Genomic DNA, 16930 nt, shown 5'->3' on the forward strand with positions numbered 1-16930 from the left:
CTCATGCCGCCAACGCGATGCCGTCCTTGCGGTGGTCGGACGCACCAAGCATCACGCCGCGCTCATGATCGACCTGCACGGCCTGGAAGCCACCGATCGGCTCGTCGGCCCAGGTGACGCGATGACCACGCGCGATCAGATCGTCGGCGACGGATGCGCAGACGGTCGGCTCCAGCGAGAGGGCGCCGTCGAAGGCGAAGCTGCGGGGAACGTCGGAAGCCTGCTGGATGTCGAGGCCGAGGTCGAGCACGCCGCTCAGGATCTGCATATGGCCGGTCGCCTGATATTGCCCGCCCATCACCCCCAGCGCCATGACCGGCTTGCCGTCCTTCTCGAGCAGGCCGGGAATGATGGTGTGGAACGGCCGCTTGCGCGGCGCGATCGCGTTGGGATGGCCCTCGATCAGGCGGAAGCCAGCGCCACGGTTCTGCAGCAGCACGCCGGAGCGCGGCGCATAGATGCCGCTGCCAAAGGCGAAGAAGAGCGAATTGATGAAAGACACCATGTTGCCGTCGCGATCGACCACCGCGACATAGACGGTGTCGCGGTGAACAGGCATGTCGAACGCTGTGGGCTCGCTAGCGCGTTTCAGGTCGATCCTGCCGCGCAGGGCCGAGACGGAGGCCTCCGACAGCAGTGCTTCGACATCGAGCGGATGAAAAGCCGGATCGGCCACTAGCGCGTCGCGCTGGCGATAGGCCGCCTTGCTGGCTTCGGCGAGGAGATGAATCCGATCGGCCTCGCTAAGGTCGGCATCGCTCAAATCGAAACCCGAGAGGATACGGGCGATCAGCAGCGCCGCCACGCCCTGACCATTGGGCGGGCACTCCAGGAGACGGTGGCCACGATAGTCGGCGCCAATCGGGGCGACCTCGTCGGCTCCGGCGCCGGCGAGGTCTTCCAGCTCCATAAGCCCGCCGAGCCCCTTCAGAGTGGCGACGATCTCCTCGGCAACCACGCCCTCGTAAAAGGCGGCCCTGCCCTTGCGCGCGATCATGCGCAACGTCGCGGCGAGCGCGGGATGCGTCAGCCTGCTGCCGGTCGTCGGCGCGACGCCGCCCGGCAGATAGACGGGCACGCCCGCGCCATGTCGCTGGATACGGTTTGCATAGCGCGCCCAGTCCAATGCGGCGCGTGGCGTGACGACGAAACCGTCCTCCGCTGCCCGGATCGCGGGAGCCAGCACCGCATCGAGCCCCTTCCGGCCATGAGCTGCCGAGAGACGGCACCAGGCATCGACCGCGCCGGGCACGGTGACGGCATGGGGAGAATCGTCGGCGATGGCGGTGATGCCATGCTGCTGGAACCATGCCAGTTCGGCCCTGGCCGGTGCCCGGCCAGAACCGTTGATCGCGACGGGCCGGCCCTGTGCTGGAGCATAGATTGCAAAACAATCACCGCCGATCCCGGTCATGTGGGGGTCGATGACACCCTGCAGCGCGACGGCGGCAATCGCTGCATCGACCGCATTGCCGCCGGCTCGCAGGATGTCGACGGCCGCCAGGGTGGCTGCGGGATGGGAGGTCGCCGCCACGCCGCGATCGCCGACCGCAAGCGAACGGCCCGGCGCCATGAAGTCACGCTGTCCCCAGCTCATCCCGTTTTCCTGACCTTGTTCTGGAATGCGGCGAGCAGAGAGGCCGCCTCTTCGTCGCAAAGGATGGTGACGTCACCATGCATCCGAAGCGCGGAGGCCGGACAGTCGGTGGTGACGGGCCCCTCGAGCGCGGCGGCTATCGCCTTCGCCTTGGCCCGCCCCGTCGCGATCACGATTATGGCGCGCGCAGCGAGGATCGTTTCGATGCCCATGGTGATCGCCCGGTCGGGCGGGGATGAGCGCTTCAGGAAGCTCGCCGCGTTGGCGCGCCGGGTCGCCGGGTCGAGTGTGATCTGCCGGGTGCGCGAGGCGAAATCCGATCCGGGCTCGTTATAGCCGATATGGCCGTTGGCTCCGATGCCAAGCAATTGCAGGTCGATGCCGCCGGCAGCAGCGATCAGCCCTTCGTAACGGGCAGCCTCGGCTTCGAGATCTCCGGCCATGCCGTCCAGGAGATGCGCATGGCCGGGCGCCATGTCGATATGATCCAGCAGATGCTCGTGCATGTAGCGTTCGAAGCTGCCGGGCTCATGCGGGGGAACGCCGACATGCTCGTCGAGATTGAAGCTCGTAACAGCCCGGAACGAGACCGCGCCGGTGCAGCAGGCCTCGCTCAGTCTCGCGTAAAGCGGCGTCATGGTTGCCCCGGTCGCCAGCCCAAGCGTGACGGGCGCACCGCCGCGCAGGCGCGCTATGACGAGGGCAGCGGCGCGCTCGGCCACGCTCGCGTGATCCGCCAGAACCTCCAGATGCGGCGAATGGAGTGTCATTCCGCGGCCTCCGCGGCCACGGGCAGCGCGAGAGGGCTCGCATCCGTGCCTATGCCGAACAGGGAGCGATGCACGAGATCGATCGCGCTGCCGATCGCACCGGTCAGCGTCGCCTGATTGCCGAGGGCGCTGATCTCGATATGGGCGGGCTCGCGCATGCAGCGTGCCAGATGGGTCTCGATGCGCAGCTTAAGCTCCGGCCTTGCGCCGATACTGCCTCCGAGCACGACGATCTCGGGGTCGATGATACTGTGCACGGCCAGAACCGCGGTCGCGATGACGCGGGCAACTTCGTCGATGGTGGTGCGGGCCGCCTCGTCGCTCTCCAGCCGGTCGAAGATCGCGCGCACGGTGGTGCCGGGCTCGCCACCCAGGCCGGCATAACGCTCGGCGATACCGGCGCTGCCGATCGCGGTTTCCAGCGTGCCCAGCCGCATGCCGCGCGTATCGTAGGGGTCTGCGCCAAGCGGCAGATAGGCGATCTCGCCTGCCGCGCCGCGCGCACCGCGAATGAGATGGCCATCGGCGAACAGGCCCATGCCGATGCCCGTGCCCACCGCTATGAAGGCGAAGGTGCGGGCCTTGCGGCTGTTGCCGCGCCAATGCTCGCCGATCGCGGCGAGATTGACGTCGTTCTCGATGGCGATGTCGATGCCGAGCCTGGCTCGCAGGGCAGCGGGCACGTCGATGGAATCGAGCCCCGCGATATTGGGCGCGATGACGATGGCGCCCGATTTGGGATCGATGATGCCGGGGCTGCCCATGACACCGCCGCGCAGGCGCTGGGCCGGCACGCCGGCGCGCGCCAGCAACGTGTCGGCCATTCGCCCGATCTGCGCGACGACGGCCTCGCCGCCTTCGCCGGTCGTGGGCTCGACGCTGTCGGCGACGATCCTGCCCTGCAGATCGGCCAGCGCGACATGCAGCTTCGTGCCGCCAAGGTCGATGCCGAGCACGAAGGCGGCATCGGGCCGCAAGGCATAGGTCACCGCGCTGCGGCCGACCGTGCCTTGGATCTGCCCGTCCTCGCGCACCCAGCCGTCGCGTTCCAGATCTCGCATGACCTCGGAAATAGTCTGCTTTGACAGGCCCGTGCCACGCGCGATCTCCGCGCGTGAAACCGAACCATCGCGCAGCAGGCGCTCGATGACGAGCCTGATCGATTGCTGCCGCGCGACGGGCGAGGACGATGTGTCGAGACGCATGAAGCCAATCCGATTAGTCTGGATACCGAACTAATAATGATGAGAAGCTTCCGTCAAGCGGCTTTTGGTCAGCTTCGTGGCATCATTTTTCGATATGCGAGAGCGAGGCACACGCAATTCGTTCGGGCCGTTTACAAATGATATGAGGCGTGCTTGCTTTGCGCTGGACTACCGAACAAACAGACGGAGGGGATCCGCATGAGACGCCTGTGCACAGCGTTGGTTGCCATATCGACCATGGCGTTGGCGATCGCCTCCGCCCAAGCCACGACCCTGCGCGTCGGCACGCAGGACGACCCCGATGCGCTCGACCCCGCCTTGAGCGGCACCTATGCCGGGCGCTTCATCTTCGCCTCGCTTTGCGACAAGCTCGTGGACATATCGCCCGACCTGAAGATCGTGCCGCAGCTCGCCGAAAGCTGGGAATGGGCGCCCGATGGCAAGGCGATCACCTTCACCCTGCGCAAGAACGTGACCTTCCACGACGGCACCGCCTTCGATGCCGCTGCCGTGAAGTTCAACATCGAACGCATGAAGACGATGCCCGACTCCAAGCGCAAGGCGGAGCTCGCGCCGGTCGCGACCGTGGAGGCGCTCGCCGCCGACAAGGTCAAGTTCAACCTGTCGGAGCCCTTCGTACCTCTGCTGGCCAATCTCAGCGACCGCGCCGGCATGATGGTCTCGCCCAAGGCCGCGACGGAAAAGGCCGGCGAGTTCGCCGCGAGCCCGGTCTGCGCCGGTCCCTATCAGTTCGTCGAGCGCAAATCCCGCGACCTCATCCGCGTGAAGAAGTTCCCGGGCTACTGGAACGCCGGCCAGATCGGCTATGACGAGGTGGTGTATTATTACGTGCCGGACTCAACTGTCCGGCTTTCGCGCGTGCGCGCCGGCGATCTCGACATCGCCGAGCGTATCGCGCCGACCGACCTCAAGAAAGTACGAGACGATGCCAACCTCGCTTTGCATTCGGGCCAGGGCCTCGCCGTCTCGCATCTGATGTTCAATGTCGGGGCCGGCGCCAAGGCCGATACGCCGCTGGGCAAGAATGCGACCCTGCGGCAGGCCTTCGAACTCGCGATCGACCGCAACGTCATCAATCGCGTCGCCTTCAACGGCGAGTTCCTGGCCGACAACCAGATGATCTCGCCCTCGAGCCCGTTCTACAGCCAGGCCAACAAGGCCCCGGCACGCGACGTCGCCAAGGCCAAGGCGCTGATCGCTGCGGCCGGGATGACGCGCGTACCCGTCGAGCTGACCTATGAGAATGCACTCGCCGACGGCCGCGTCGCCCAGATCGTGCAGTCGATGGCCGGCGAGGCGGGTTTCGACGTGAAGCTGCTGCCGCTCGAGACGGCGTCTGCGATCGAGCGTTACCTCAACGGCAATTTCGAAGCCTATATCGGCAATTGGAGCGGGCGCGCCGACCCTGATCCGACGCTGATCTCGTTCTTCAGCTGCACGGGGTCGCAGAACGTCAACAAATACTGCAACAAGGATCTCGACGCGATCCTCACCGAAGCGCGTGGCGAGGCCGATGAGGCCAAGCGCAAGGCGCTCTACGCCAAGGCGACGGGCATCTATCTCAGCGCACTCTCCTCGATCCCGCTCTACCACCCGAACTGGTTCTTCGCCGGCCGCAAGGCGGTCGCGGGCGTCGAGATGTATCCCGATGGCCTGCTGCGCCTGAACGGCCTCAAGCCCGCCAACTGACTGCCCACGCGCGCGATGTCCCCCCGGCCATCGCGCGCTTTGAATGGAGCAAGACTGTCATCATGACGGCCTTTCTGCTGCGACGCCTCGGCGTCGCGCTGCCAACCCTGCTGCTCGTGTCGATGATGGTCTTCGGGCTTCAGAAGCTCCTGCCCGGAGACCCGGCGCTGGCGCTGGCAGGCGAAGAACGCAATCCTGAAGTCATCGAGTATCTGCGCGAGAAGTATCGCTTCAACGATCCCGTTCCTGTGCAATATGCCGCCTGGTTCTCGGGGCTCGTGAGGGGTGATTTCGGTACGTCGGTGCGGACGCGCCTGCCGATCGGCACGATGCTGGCGGAAAAACTCCCGGTCACGATCGAGCTCGCGATCCTGTCCATGCTGATCGCGCTACTCATCGGACTACCGGTCGGAGTGCTCGCCGCGCTGCGCCGTGGTTCGGCGCTCGATTACGGCGCCAGCCTGTTCGGGTTGGCTGGGCTGTCGATCCCGAATTTCTGGCTCGGCATCATGCTGATCCTGCTGTTCTCGGTGAATCTCGGCTGGTTGCCGGCGGGCGGCTATGTCCCGCTCTCGGAAAGCATCTGGGGCAATCTGCGGGGCATGCTGATGCCGGCTCTGGTGCTGGGCACCGGAACAGCAGCCATCATCATGCGCCATACGCGAAGCGCGATGATCGGCGCCATGAAGCAGGATTATGTCCGCACAGCCCGCGCCAAGGGCGTGCGCGAGCGGCTTATCGTGCTCAAGCACGCGCTACCCAACGCCCTGACCCCCGTGGTGACGCTTGGCACGCTGCAGTTCGGCGAACTTCTCGCCGGCGCGGTGCTGACCGAACAGGTGTTCTCGATCCCGGGCTTCGGCAAGATGATCGTCGATGGCGTCTTCAGCAGGGACTATGCGGTGGTGCAGGCCGTGGTGCTGTGCACGGCGGCCGTCTTCCTGTTGATGAGCCTGCTTGCCGACATCGCCTATGTCCTGCTGAATCCGAGGCTCCGGACGTGACCTTGCCCGCAACCACACCCGTCGCCGCGGCCACGCGTGCACCGGCGCGCTCGGAATTCCGCCGCCTGCTGGGCGAGCCCTCCGCCGCGATCGGCGCGGCGATCGTGACCTTCTTCATCGCGATCGCCTTCCTCGCGCCCTGGATCGCGCCCTATGATCCCAATGCGCCCGACTGGATGGCCATTCGCCAGGCGCCGGATCTCGCGCACTGGTTCGGCACCGACGATCTCGGCCGCGATGTGCTCTCGCGCGTCATCTTCGGAACGCGGGCCTCGCTGATGGCCGGCATCGTATCGGTTGCGGTCGCCGTGCTGGTCGGCGTGCCCTTCGGGCTGATCGCCGGCTATTTCGGCGGCCTGGCCGATATCGCGATCTCCCGGATGGCGGATGCATTGCTGGCCTGCCCCTTTCTGGTGCTGGCCATCGCCCTGGCGGCTTTTCTCGGCCCCAGCCTGGAAAACGCGATGATCGCCATCGGCATCTCGGCGATGCCGATCTTCGTCCGGGTCGCCCGTGCGCAGACGCTGATCGTCTGCACCGAGGACTACATCGCCGCCGCGCGCTCGCAGGGCATCGGCCATGTCGCGATGCTGACCGGCCAGATCCTGCCCAATGTGCTGGCCCCGATCGTCGTGCAGGCGACGCTGACGATGGCGATCGCCGTTCTCGCCGAAGCAAGCCTGGCCTTTCTCGGCCTGGGCCAGCTGCCGCCCGCGCCATCCTGGGGCAGCATGCTCGATGTCGCCCGCCAATTCCTGGGCGAAGCGCCGTGGATGGCGTTGTGGCCGGGCTTTGCGATCATCACGGTGGTGATCGGTTTCAACCTGTTGGGCGACGGATTGAATGATGCGCTGAACCCGCGCGACTGAGGATTGCTCTGGACTGAAGCCTCAGTGCGGACGCCGTCGCACCGCCCCTCTTGAGATCAAGCCGGAAGTGACGCCTGATATCCGCGGCAACAGATCAAGGCAGGGCCATGCGCACATCCAAAATCGTTCACATCGTGGCCTGCCATTGCGAGGGTGAGGTCGGCGATGTCATCGTCGGCGGCGTGCTGCCGCCCCCGGGCAGCACGTTATGGGAGCAGTCGCGCTTCATCGCCAACGACAAGACGCTGCGCGATTTCGTCCTGAACGAACCGCGCGGCGGCGTCTTCCGGCATGTCAACCTGCTGGTGCCGCCCAAGGACCCGCGCGCGCAGGTGGGGTGGATCGTCATGGAGCCGGAGGATACGCCTCCGATGTCGGGGTCGAACTCGATCTGCGTTTCGACCGTGCTGCTGGACACCGGTATCATACCCATGTCGGAGCCGGAGACGCGGCTGGTGCTGGAAGCGCCCGGTGGGCTCATCGACGTCGTCGCGCATTGCAGGAACGGCAAGGCCGAGCGCATCACGGTGCGCAACCTGCCCTCCTTCGCCGACCGTCTCGACGCCGTGATCGAGGTCGCAGGCATCGGTACGCTGAGCGTCGACACCGCCTATGGCGGCGACAGCTTCGTCGTCGTCGATGGCAGCGCGCTCGGTCTTGCCGTGGCCGCCGACGAGGCCCGGGACATCGCCGAGCTCGGCATCAAGATCGTTAGCGCCGCCAACGAACAGATCGGCTTCCGGCATCCGGAGAATCCCGACTGGGCCCATATCTCCTTCTGCCAGGTCACGATGCCCGTCACATTCGAGGAGGGCGTCGCAACAGGCCGCAGCGCGGTCGCGATCGCGCCGGGCAAGATCGACAGGTCGCCCTGCGGCACCGGTTGTTCCGCACGGATGGCGCTTCTGCATGCCCGCGGCCAGCTGCGGGTCGGCGACAGCTTCATCGGCCGCTCGATCATCGGCACCCGCTTCGACTGTCGGATCGAGGCCGAGACGCAGGTCGGAGGCAGGCCGGCGATCATCCCGTCGATCTCGGGACGGGCCTGGATCACCGGAACACGGCAGGACATGCTCGATCCCAGCGATCCATTTCCGGGCGGCTACAAACTCTCGGATACCTGGCCGCGCCTCGGCTGATCGAGCTAGACGTCGGCTGCGATGGCCGCATAGAGCTGGTCGGCGGTCGCGGCAGCGCGGATGCCATACAGCACGGTCTGGGAGCGCAGATGACGCGCGGCGCAGGCGAGCATGTTGAGATGATCCCGGCCGGGGTTGCCCGGCGTCAGCAGCACGATGACGATATCGACAGGCATGCCATCGATCGATTCGAAATCGACCGGTTTGCCGAGCCGCGCGAGCAAGCCGAACGGTTTCGCCAGCCCCGGCACGGGCGCATGGGGGATCGCGACGCCCTCGCCCACTCCGGTCGAGCCCAGATTTTCCCGCCGCAGGAGCGCATCGAGAATGACGCTCGCCGGGATCGACAGCGCTGCCTCAGCTTTCTTCGCGATGATCTGGAGAGCCCTCGCCTTGGTCGGCGCGGGGAGGTCGAGGATGACGTTGTCCGGTCGGATGAAATCCGACGCCTTCATGGTCGTATTCACGTGAATTCCTGTGTTGAATCCCGGTCTTGCGAAACTGTCGCCGTGCCTTGCCGTGCAAGCGCTCACTCGACCTCGCGAAGCCGATAGCCGACCCCGGTTTCTGTGGTGATGTATTGCGGCTCATCGGGCGTCCGCTCGATCTTCTGGCGGAGCTGGCGGACATAGACGCGCAGATACTGAACGTCGGTCGCGCCGCCCCAGACCTGGTTCAGCAGATGCTGATGGGTCAGGACCTTCCCGGCATGCTGCACGAGGACGCGGAGGATGTCGTATTCCTTGGGAGACAGCTTGATCTCCTTGTCGCCGAGCTTGACGATCCGCTTCACCAGATCGACCGACAGCTCACCTGTCTGGAAGATCGGCTTTTCGCCCTGCTGCTGCAGCCTGTGACGCAGCGCGACACGGATGCGTGCGGCCAGTTCCTTCATGCCGAAGGGCTTCGTCACATAGTCATCGGCGCCAAGCTCGAGCGCCTTGACGATGCCGGCTTCATCGGTCCGGCTGGACAGGATCAGGATCGGCAGATCCAGAAGCTCGTCGCGCCATTTTCTGAGAAGATCATGGCCGGGCATGTCGGGCAGCCCGAGGTCGAGCAGGATGAGATCGGGCTTGTCCTCCTTGACGCGCTCGATCGCGTCCCTGGCGTTGGCGGCCTCGGTGGTCGCATAACCTTCAGTGCCGAGCCCGACACGGAGGAGTTTGCGGATCGGCGGCTCATCATCGACGATGAGGACTTTCACGGTGGATATCGTCATGTCAGGCCTTCCAGATTATGCGCATCGAGGGGGACCGGCATCGTGATCGTGAAGACCGCTCCGGAGCGGTCGGTCCTGTTGGCTGCGGCGATCGTGCCCCCCATCGCCTCGATGAAACCCCGGCAGATCGAGAGACCGAGCCCCGTGCCGGCGCGGACATGGTCGCCCTTGCGGACCCTGTAGAAGCTGTCGAAGACACGCTCGAGATCGCCCGGCGGGATGCCGGGCCCCTCATCCATGACCTGAAGGATCACCGAGCCGTTATCGGCCCAACCCTGGATGCGAATGGTCGAGTCCACCGGCGCGTATTTCGCGGCGTTGTCGATGAGGTTGAACAGCACCTGCTCGAACAAGACGGGATCGAGCTTGAGCATCGGCAGATCCGAGGCAAGGCCGGTCTCTGTCTTGTGCTGCGCCGTGATCTTGGCGGCGCGCCGCAAGGCGGAACCGACAACGTCGCTCGCATAATGCAGGGCGTAGTTCGGCTCCATCGCGCCGGACTCGATCCTGGTCATGTCGAGCAGATTGGCGATGAAGCGATGAAGCCGTTCCGACTCGTCGATGATCGTCGAGAGCAGTTCGGCGCGATCCTCTTCCGGTATCGAGATCGGATAATCGCGCAGCGCCCCCGCAGCTCCCAGAATGGCGGCGAGCGGCGTCTTCAGGTCATGCGAGATCGAGGTCAGCAACGCCGAGCGAAGCCTGTCGGCTTCGGCGGCCAGCTTCGCCCGGTCGACATCGGCCACGAGCTGAATGCGCTCGATGGCAACGGCTGCCTGGTCGGCCAGCGCGTCGAAAAGGCGTTGCTGCTCGGGCGTCAGCAGCGGTCCCTGCTTGTCGTTGTCGAGGCCGACCACGCCGACCGCGGTCCGTCCGGTTCGCAGCGGCAGATAAAGCCGCTTGGCGCCCGGCAGCGTGTCGGCGCCGCGACCGGCGGGCCGGTCGTGCTCCCATGCCCAGCGGGCGGCCGCGATATCGGCGTCGACCAGGGTGTCGTCGGGAGGATATCCGGCCCTGACGGCGATCGAGTCGCTCTCGGGCAGCAGCAGCACGACCCTGACCCTGAGCATGGAGGCGATCTGATAAGCCGTGGCCCATAACACGTCGTCGAGCGTGCCGGTGCCTGCGAGCTTTTTGGAGAACAGATAGAGGTCTTCGGTGGTGCGGGCTCGCTGATGCGCGGCGGCGGCCTGCCTCTGGACGCGGGCGGTCAGGTTGCTTGCGATCACGGCCACGCCGAGAAAGAAGCCGAGAGCGATGACGCTTTCAGGGTCGGCGATGGTCAGCGTGTAGAGCGGTGGAAGGAAGAAGAAATTGAAGGCGAATGCGCTGAGGACCGACGCGAACAGCGCGGGCCACAACCCCCACTGCACTGCCGAGACCAGCACCGCCATGAGGAAAACGAGCGCGATATTGCGAACATCCAGCACCCGGAAGAGCAACGTGCCGAAACCGATGGCCACCGCGACGTGGAGGGCGCTCCAGAGATAGGGCCAGATCTGGAAACGACCCGGCTCGATAGCGGTCATCGGGCGCGAGACGCCTGGGTCCCGCTCATTGCCGGAGATGACATGGACACTGATGTCGCCGGCATGGCGGATCAGCTCATGCGAAACCGAGCCCTCGAAGAGTTCACGCCAGCGTGGCTTGTTGGGCTTGCCGATGACGATGTGGGTGACGTTGTTTGCCGCCGCATGGCGGATGATTTCGGTGGCGACGTCCTGGCCGGGCAGCGTGATCGCCTCGCCGCCGAGTTGCTCGGCCAGGCGCAGGCTTGCGGCGATCCGGTCCTTGTCCGGTTCGGACAAACCTGCAGAGCGAGGCGTCTCGATATAAAGCGCGGCCAGCGGCGCGCGGAGACGGTCGGCCTGGCGTTTTGCATAACGGATCAGCGACGCCCCGCGCGGCTGTTCGTCGATGCAGACCAGCACACGATCGCCCGCCGCCCAGGGGCCGGAAATGGCGTGCGCCTGCATATGGCTCAGGAGCTGATCGTCGACGCGCTGGGCCGTGCGACGCAGCGCCAGCTCGCGCAGCGCCGTCAGATTGCCGGGCGAGAAGTAGTTCTCGACCGCTCGCGTCGCGGTCGTCGGCAGATAGACCTTGCCCTCGTGCAGGCGCTTGATCAGGTCGTCGGGCGTCAGGTCGATGATCTCGACATCGTCGGCGCGGTCGATGATGGAGTCAGGCACCGTCTCGCGCACCCTGATGCGGGTGATCTGGGCGACGACGTCATTGAGGCTTTCGACATGCTGGATGTTCAGCGTCGTGTAGACGTCGATGCCACGGGAAAGCAGCTCCTGAACGTCGAGATAGCGCTTGGGATGCCGGCTGCCCGCGACATTGGTGTGCGCGAGTTCGTCGACGAGAACGAGCGCCGGGCGCCTCGACAGGATCGCGTCGAGATCCATTTCGTCGAGCAGGCGGTCCTTATATTCCAGCTTCGTGCGGGGAATGATCTCGAAGCCCTCGACCAGGGCTTCGGTCTCCTTGCGGCCGTGGGTTTCGACCACGCCGACGACCACATCGACACCATCTGCTTTCCGGGCCCGCCCCGATGTCAGCATTTCATAGGTCTTGCCGACGCCCGGCGCCGCGCCGAGGAATATCTTCAGACGGCCCCGGCCCTCGCGCTCGGCGTTCTCGAGAAGCGCATCCGGTGACGGCCTGCCCCTGGCATCGCGGTTATCTTCGGGCATCAGCTTGCCATCTCTCGTTTCCAGGACACGCCGGAGGCGCCATCTAGACGCCACCAGCGGCCTCTTGTCAGCGCGGAGTTGCGCGATCCAGAGCGAGATTCAATACGAGCACATTGACCACGGGCTCTCCGAGAAAGCCGAGCCCGCGGCCCTCGATGCTGTTGTCGACCAGCGCCTTGACCGCCACATCATCCAGGCCACGCGCCTTTGCCACGCGCGGCACCTGGAAATAAGCGGCTGCCGGCGAGATATGCGGGTCGAGGCCGCTGCCTGATGTCGTCACGAGGTCCATCGGCACCGGAGCGTTGGGATTGCTCTCCTTCAGCGCGGCGGCATCGCCCTTGATCCGCTCGATCAGCTTCGGGTTGGTCGGCCCGAGATTGGAGCCGCCGGAGCTTGCTGCATTGTAGCCGTCGCCTGCCGCCGATGGCCGGCCATGGAAGTAGCGCTCGCTGGTGAAGGCCTGGCCGATCAGGCCCGAACCAATCACCTTTCCGGCCTTCTCGATCAGGCTGCCATTGGCCTGGCGGGGGAACAGCGCCTGGGCAATGCCGGTCATGCCAAGCGGATAGATCAGCCCGGTGATGACGGTGAGCGCGATGATCATTATGATCGCGGGGCGGATTTGTTTCAGCATGAGAGACGTCCTTTACACGAGGCCGATGGCTGTGATGGCCATGTCGATGGCCTTGATCCCGACGAAGGGGACGATGATGCCGCCCAACCCGTAGATGAGCAGATTGCGGCTGAGCAGGGCGCCAGCGCCGACGGCGCGGTACTTGACGCCCTTCAGCGAGAGCGGGATCAGGGCGACGATGATGAGCGCATTGAAGATGATCGCGGACAGGATCGCGCTCTGCGGCGTCTGCAGCCCCATCACGTTGAGCGCGCCCAGCTGCGGATAAAAGGCGAGGAACATCGCGGGGATGATGGCGAAATACTTGGCGATGTCGTTGGCGATCGAGAAGGTCGTCAGCGCACCGCGCGTCATCAGGAGCTGCTTGCCGATCTCGACGATCTCGACGAGCTTGGTCGGGTCGCTGTCGAGGTCGATCATGTTGCCGGCCTCGCGCGCAGCCACCGTGCCGGTATTCATGGCCACGCCGACATCGGCCTGCGCCAGCGCCGGGGCGTCGTTGGTGCCGTCGCCGCACATCGCGACCAGCTTGCCCTTGGCCTGCTCCTCGCGGATGAGCGAAAGCTTGTTCTCGGGCGTGGCCTGGGCAAGAAAATCATCGACGCCGGCCTCGGCCGCGATTGCGGCCGCCGTCATCGGGTTGTCGCCGGTGATCATCACCGTGCGGATGCCCATGCGCCGCAATTCGGCGAAGCGCTCCTTGATGCCGCCCTTCACGATGTCCTTCAGGTGGATGACGCCGAGCAGGCGGCCGTCGCGCACCACAGCGAGCGGGGTGCCGCCGGCTTTCGAGATCTCATCGGCAATGGCCTGGATCTCGCGAACGGTCTCGCCGCTGGCCCGCGTGCTGCCCGTCGCGACGGTACCAAGATCGACATGGCGCAGCACGGCCTCGACGGCGCCCTTGCGGATCGACGAGCCGTCGAGATCGACGCCGCTCATCCGGCTCTGGGCGGTGAAGGGCACGAAGGTCGCATGCAGGCTCGCCATGTCGCGGGCGCGGATGGCGTATTTGTCCTTGGCGAGCACGACGATCGAGCGGCCTTCCGGCGTCTCGTCGGCGAGCGAGGCAAGCTGCGCTGCATCCGCCAGTTCCTGCTCGGTGACATTCCTGACCGGCCGCAGTTCAGTCGCTTGGCGGTTGCCGAGCGTGATGGTGCCGGTCTTGTCGAGCAGGAGCGTATCGACGTCACCCGCTGCTTCGACGGCGCGGCCGGACATGGCGAGCACGTTGAAGCGCACCAGCCTGTCCATGCCGGCGATGCCGATGGCCGAGAGCAACGCGCCGATGGTCGTCGGAATCAGCGTCACGAACAGGGCGACGAGCACGATCACCGGAATGTAGCCGCCGGCATAGGAGGCGAAGCTCGGGATCGTCGCGGTCGCCAGCACGAAGATCAGCGTCATTCCGGCGAGCAGGATGTTGAGCGCGATCTCGTTTGGCGTCTTCTGGCGCTCGGCGCCTTCGACGAGCGCGATCATGCGGTCGATGAAGGTCGAGCCGGCGGCAGCGGTGATGCGAACCTTGATCCAGTCTGACAGCACCTGCGTGCCGCCGGTGACGGCGGAGCGGTCGCCGCCGGATTCGCGGATGACCGGAGCCGATTCACCGGTTATCGCGGCTTCGTTGACCGAAGCGACGCCTTCGACGACTTCGCCGTCGGAGGGAATGATGTCGCCGGCCTCGACGATGACGACGTCGCCGACCTTGAGGCTGGTCCCGGCAACCAGCTTGAACTTCGTGCGGTCATCGCCGGACAGGAGTTTCGCCTGCGTTTCGGTGCGCGTGCGCCGCAGCGACTCGGCCTGCGCTTTGCCACGTCCTTCCGCGACCGCTTCGGCAAAATTGGCGAAGAGCACGGTGAACCAGAGCCAGATAACGATCTGAAAGGAGAAGCCGAGGCTGGCTCCGCCTGTCACCAGATCCTTCAGCAACAGGACCGTGGTCAGCGCGGAGACGACTGCGACGACGAACATCACCGGATTCTTGGCGAGGCTCCTCGGATTGAGCTTCCGAAAGGCGTCGCCAATGGCGGGAACGAGGATGCGAGCGTCCATGATGCTCGCGGATTTGGACTGGCTCATGAGAGACTCCAGCGTGATGTCTTGTGGGGCGCCGCGAACGGTCAGGCCGCCGTGAAGAAATGGGTGAGCGCCTTGGCGAGCAGCACGACCAGCAGCATCATCAGCGTCATGCCGAGAATGATGTCGGAGGCGCGCGCAGACCGGGCCTCTCCCCGCGCCAGAATGTCGGCGCGGGGAGCGATGTGCCGTCGCAGTTCCCTGAAGAACGGTTGCAACATGACGGAACGCCTCAGAACGTCTGGCTCTGGATCATCGCGAAATGCTCGACGATGGGTCCCAGCGCCAGAGCCGGGAAAAAGGTCAGGCCACCTACGATCAGGATCACGCCGACCAGAAGCCCGACGAACAGCACCCCGTCCGTCGGGAACGTCCCGGCCGATGCTGGCACGGTCTTCTTCGTGACGAGCGAGCCGGCGATCGCCAGAGCGGGGATGATGATCATGAAGCGGCCGATCAGCATCGCGAGGCCGATGGTGATGTTGAACCAGGGCGTGTTGCCGGACAGTCCGCCGAAGGCAGAACCGTTATTCGCCGCAGCCGAGGTATAGGCGTAGAGTATCTCCGAGAAGCCGTGCGGGCCTGCATTGCCGACCGAGGCGACCGCGCTCGGCAGCACGACGGAGATGGCGGTGAAGGTCAGCATCACGCCGGGCAGGCACAGGATGGCAAGGACCGCCATCTTGACCTCCTTGGCCTCGATCTTCTTGCCGAGATATTCCGGCGTGCGGCCGACCATCAGGCCTGCGACGAAGATCGCGAGCACGACGAACAGCAGGATGCCGTAGAAGCCGGCGCCGACACCACCGATGACGACCTCGCCGAGCTCCATGTTGATGAGCGGAATCAAGCCGCCCAGCGCGGTGAAGCTGCCATGCATCGCATTGACCGCGCCGCAGGAGGCAGCCGTCGTGATGACCGCAAACAAGGCGGAGAGCGGAATGCCGAAGCGGACCTCCTTGCCTTCCATGTTGCCGCCCTCGAGACCGAGCGCGTGAACCAGCGGATTGCCGGCGGCCTCCGCCCAGTAGCAGACGGCGACGCCAGCGAGGAACAGGACGCCCATCGTCGACAGGATCGCCCAGCCCTGCCGCTGGTTGCCGACCATCCGGCCGAACACATTGGTCATTGCCGCGCCGATGGCGAAGATCGACACCATCTGGATCAGGTTGGAGATGGCATCGGGATTCTCGAAGGGATGGGCGGAATTGGCGTTGAAGAAGCCGCCGCCATTGGTTCCCAGCATCTTGATGGCCAGCTGCGACGCGACCGGACCGACGGCGATCGACTGCTGCGCGCCTTCCAGCGTGGTGGCGCTGACATAGGCGCCCAGCGTCTGCGGAACGCCCAGTGCGACATAGGCCATGGTCAGCACGATGCAGAGCGGAAGCAGCACATAGAGGGTGCTACGGGTCATATCGACCCAGAAATTGCCGATCGACTTGCCCGATGCCCTGGCGAAGCCGCGGATCAGCGCCACGGCGACGGCGATGCCGGTGGCTGCGGAGACGAAGTTCTGGACGGCGAGCCCGACCATCTGGGTCAGGTAGGACATGGTGCTTTCGCCGCCATAGTTCTGCCAGTTGGTGTTGGTCACGAAGCTGGCGGCCGTATTGAACGCCAGCTCGGGACCAACGGCAGCCATCCCCTCGGGGTTGAAGGGCAAGGAGCCCTGCAGGCGCTGCAGCAGATACAGCACGAGGAAGCCGGCGAGGTTGAAGAAGAGCATCCCGGCCGCATAGGCGGTCCAGTGCTGGTCCTCACGCTCGCTCGTTCCGGCAAGGCGGTAGAGACCCCGCTCGATGGGCCTGAGAACCGGCGAAAGAAACGTGCGGTCCCCGTTGAAGACGCGCGTCATGTAGCCGCCGAGCGGCTTTACGAGCGCGATGATGATCCCGCAGAAAACGAGGATCTGTAGCCATCCGTTGAGAGTCATGCCGTTGAGAGTCATGCCGTTGAGAGTCATGGGTATCGCTTTCCGAGCGTCGTGCCTTTG

Annotated in this window: 14 protein-coding genes; 4 read left to right on the forward strand and 10 right to left on the reverse strand. The window is 65.3% G+C overall.

Features of this window, described 5'->3' with window-relative positions; translation table 11 throughout:
- Window position 1: 1 nt before the first annotated feature.
- Genes ggt through C4S73_RS26205 form a run of 3 tightly spaced genes read right to left on the reverse strand, consistent with a single transcriptional unit; the run spans window position 2 to window position 3572 of the window.
- The gene (gene ggt / locus C4S73_RS26195) at window positions 2-1597 is read right to left on the reverse strand and encodes a gamma-glutamyltransferase (RefSeq protein WP_103875534.1); all 1596 of its coding nucleotides are present in this window, start codon (window positions 1595-1597) and stop codon (window positions 2-4) included.
- Window positions 1594-2367 (reverse strand): glucosamine-6-phosphate deaminase, encoded by a 774-nt coding sequence (gene nagB / locus C4S73_RS26200; protein WP_103875535.1) that lies wholly within the window; start codon window positions 2365-2367, stop codon window positions 1594-1596. The genes ggt and nagB overlap by 4 nt, the downstream gene beginning before the upstream one ends.
- A complete protein-coding gene (locus C4S73_RS26205; protein ID WP_244595805.1) occupies window positions 2364-3572 on the reverse strand; it encodes an ROK family transcriptional regulator in 1209 nt (402 codons plus the stop codon). Before C4S73_RS26205 ends, nagB begins: the two co-directional genes overlap by 4 nt.
- A gap of 198 nt (window positions 3573-3770) precedes the next feature.
- Here C4S73_RS26205 and C4S73_RS26210 point away from each other — a divergent pair, with 198 nt between their 5' ends.
- The 4 genes from C4S73_RS26210 (at window position 3771) to C4S73_RS26225 (ending at window position 8294) form a co-directional block, all read left to right on the forward strand.
- The gene (locus C4S73_RS26210; RefSeq protein ID WP_103875536.1) at window positions 3771-5282 is read left to right on the forward strand and encodes an ABC transporter substrate-binding protein; all 1512 of its coding nucleotides are present in this window, start codon (window positions 3771-3773) and stop codon (window positions 5280-5282) included.
- Between the two features lie 62 nt (window positions 5283-5344).
- Window positions 5345-6286: an ABC transporter permease gene (locus tag C4S73_RS26215; protein WP_103875537.1), complete on the forward strand. Its 942-nt coding sequence runs from the start codon at window positions 5345-5347 to the stop codon at window positions 6284-6286.
- On the forward strand, window positions 6283-7155 hold the full coding sequence (locus C4S73_RS26220; RefSeq protein WP_103875538.1) for an ABC transporter permease: 873 nt from the start codon (window positions 6283-6285) through the stop codon (window positions 7153-7155). Before C4S73_RS26215 ends, C4S73_RS26220 begins: the two co-directional genes overlap by 4 nt.
- A gap of 107 nt (window positions 7156-7262) precedes the next feature.
- Window positions 7263-8294, forward strand: coding sequence for a trans-3-hydroxy-L-proline dehydratase (locus tag C4S73_RS26225; protein ID WP_103875539.1), 1032 nt, complete (start codon window positions 7263-7265; stop codon window positions 8292-8294).
- 5 nt (window positions 8295-8299) lie between these two features.
- Here the strand turns inward: C4S73_RS26225 and C4S73_RS26230 are convergent, their stop codons facing one another.
- The 7 genes from C4S73_RS26230 to kdpA form a co-directional block, all read right to left on the reverse strand.
- Complete coding sequence (locus C4S73_RS26230; RefSeq protein ID WP_244595806.1) at window positions 8300-8761, reverse strand: PTS sugar transporter subunit IIA; 462 nt, start codon at window positions 8759-8761, stop codon at window positions 8300-8302.
- Between the two features lie 62 nt (window positions 8762-8823).
- Window positions 8824-9516: a response regulator transcription factor gene (locus C4S73_RS26235; protein ID WP_103875541.1), complete on the reverse strand. Its 693-nt coding sequence runs from the start codon at window positions 9514-9516 to the stop codon at window positions 8824-8826.
- Complete coding sequence (locus C4S73_RS26240) at window positions 9513-12215, reverse strand: sensor histidine kinase (protein WP_103875542.1); 2703 nt, start codon at window positions 12213-12215, stop codon at window positions 9513-9515. Before C4S73_RS26240 ends, C4S73_RS26235 begins: the two co-directional genes overlap by 4 nt.
- Before the next feature lie 67 nt (window positions 12216-12282).
- The gene (kdpC, locus tag C4S73_RS26245) at window positions 12283-12852 is read right to left on the reverse strand and encodes a potassium-transporting ATPase subunit KdpC (protein WP_103875543.1); all 570 of its coding nucleotides are present in this window, start codon (window positions 12850-12852) and stop codon (window positions 12283-12285) included.
- A 12-nt stretch (window positions 12853-12864) separates the two neighbouring features.
- Window positions 12865-14937 carry a potassium-transporting ATPase subunit KdpB gene (kdpB, locus tag C4S73_RS26250; RefSeq protein ID WP_103875544.1) on the reverse strand — a complete coding sequence of 691 codons (2073 nt, stop codon included), beginning with the start codon at window positions 14935-14937 and terminating at the stop codon, window positions 12865-12867.
- A 41-nt stretch (window positions 14938-14978) separates the two neighbouring features.
- Complete coding sequence (locus C4S73_RS28515; RefSeq protein WP_200828104.1) at window positions 14979-15155, reverse strand: hypothetical protein; 177 nt, start codon at window positions 15153-15155, stop codon at window positions 14979-14981.
- 11 nt (window positions 15156-15166) lie between these two features.
- Entirely contained in the window at window positions 15167-16870 is a 1704-nt protein-coding gene (gene kdpA, locus C4S73_RS26255; protein ID WP_103875565.1) for a potassium-transporting ATPase subunit KdpA, read from the reverse strand.
- Window positions 16871-16930 lie beyond the last annotated feature (60 nt).

The sequence above is a fragment of the Allobosea lathyri genome (assembly GCF_900108245.1).
GTDB lineage: Bacteria > Pseudomonadota > Alphaproteobacteria > Rhizobiales > Beijerinckiaceae > Allobosea > Allobosea lathyri.

Excerpts from the sequence above, each read along its gene's own strand:
- ggt (WP_103875534.1), bottom strand. The coding sequence starts at position 1,597 with ATGAGCTGGGGACAGCGTGACTTCATGGCGCCGGGCCGTTCGCTTGCG.
- nagB (WP_103875535.1), bottom strand. The coding sequence starts at position 2,367 with ATGACACTCCATTCGCCGCATCTGGAGGTTCTGGCGGATCACGCGAGC.
- C4S73_RS26205 (WP_244595805.1), bottom strand. The coding sequence starts at position 3,572 with ATGCGTCTCGACACATCGTCCTCGCCCGTCGCGCGGCAGCAATCGATC.
- C4S73_RS26210 (WP_103875536.1), top strand. The coding sequence starts at position 3,771 with ATGAGACGCCTGTGCACAGCGTTGGTTGCCATATCGACCATGGCGTTG.
- C4S73_RS26215 (WP_103875537.1), top strand. The coding sequence starts at position 5,345 with ATGACGGCCTTTCTGCTGCGACGCCTCGGCGTCGCGCTGCCAACCCTG.
- C4S73_RS26225 (WP_103875539.1), top strand. The coding sequence starts at position 7,263 with ATGCGCACATCCAAAATCGTTCACATCGTGGCCTGCCATTGCGAGGGT.
- C4S73_RS26235 (WP_103875541.1), bottom strand. The coding sequence starts at position 9,516 with ATGACGATATCCACCGTGAAAGTCCTCATCGTCGATGATGAGCCGCCG.
- C4S73_RS26240 (WP_103875542.1), bottom strand. The coding sequence starts at position 12,215 with ATGCCCGAAGATAACCGCGATGCCAGGGGCAGGCCGTCACCGGATGCG.
- kdpC (WP_103875543.1), bottom strand. The coding sequence starts at position 12,852 with ATGCTGAAACAAATCCGCCCCGCGATCATAATGATCATCGCGCTCACC.
- kdpB (WP_103875544.1), bottom strand. The coding sequence starts at position 14,937 with ATGAGCCAGTCCAAATCCGCGAGCATCATGGACGCTCGCATCCTCGTT.
- C4S73_RS28515 (WP_200828104.1), bottom strand. The coding sequence starts at position 15,155 with ATGTTGCAACCGTTCTTCAGGGAACTGCGACGGCACATCGCTCCCCGC.
- kdpA (WP_103875565.1), bottom strand. The coding sequence starts at position 16,870 with ATGACTCTCAACGGATGGCTACAGATCCTCGTTTTCTGCGGGATCATC.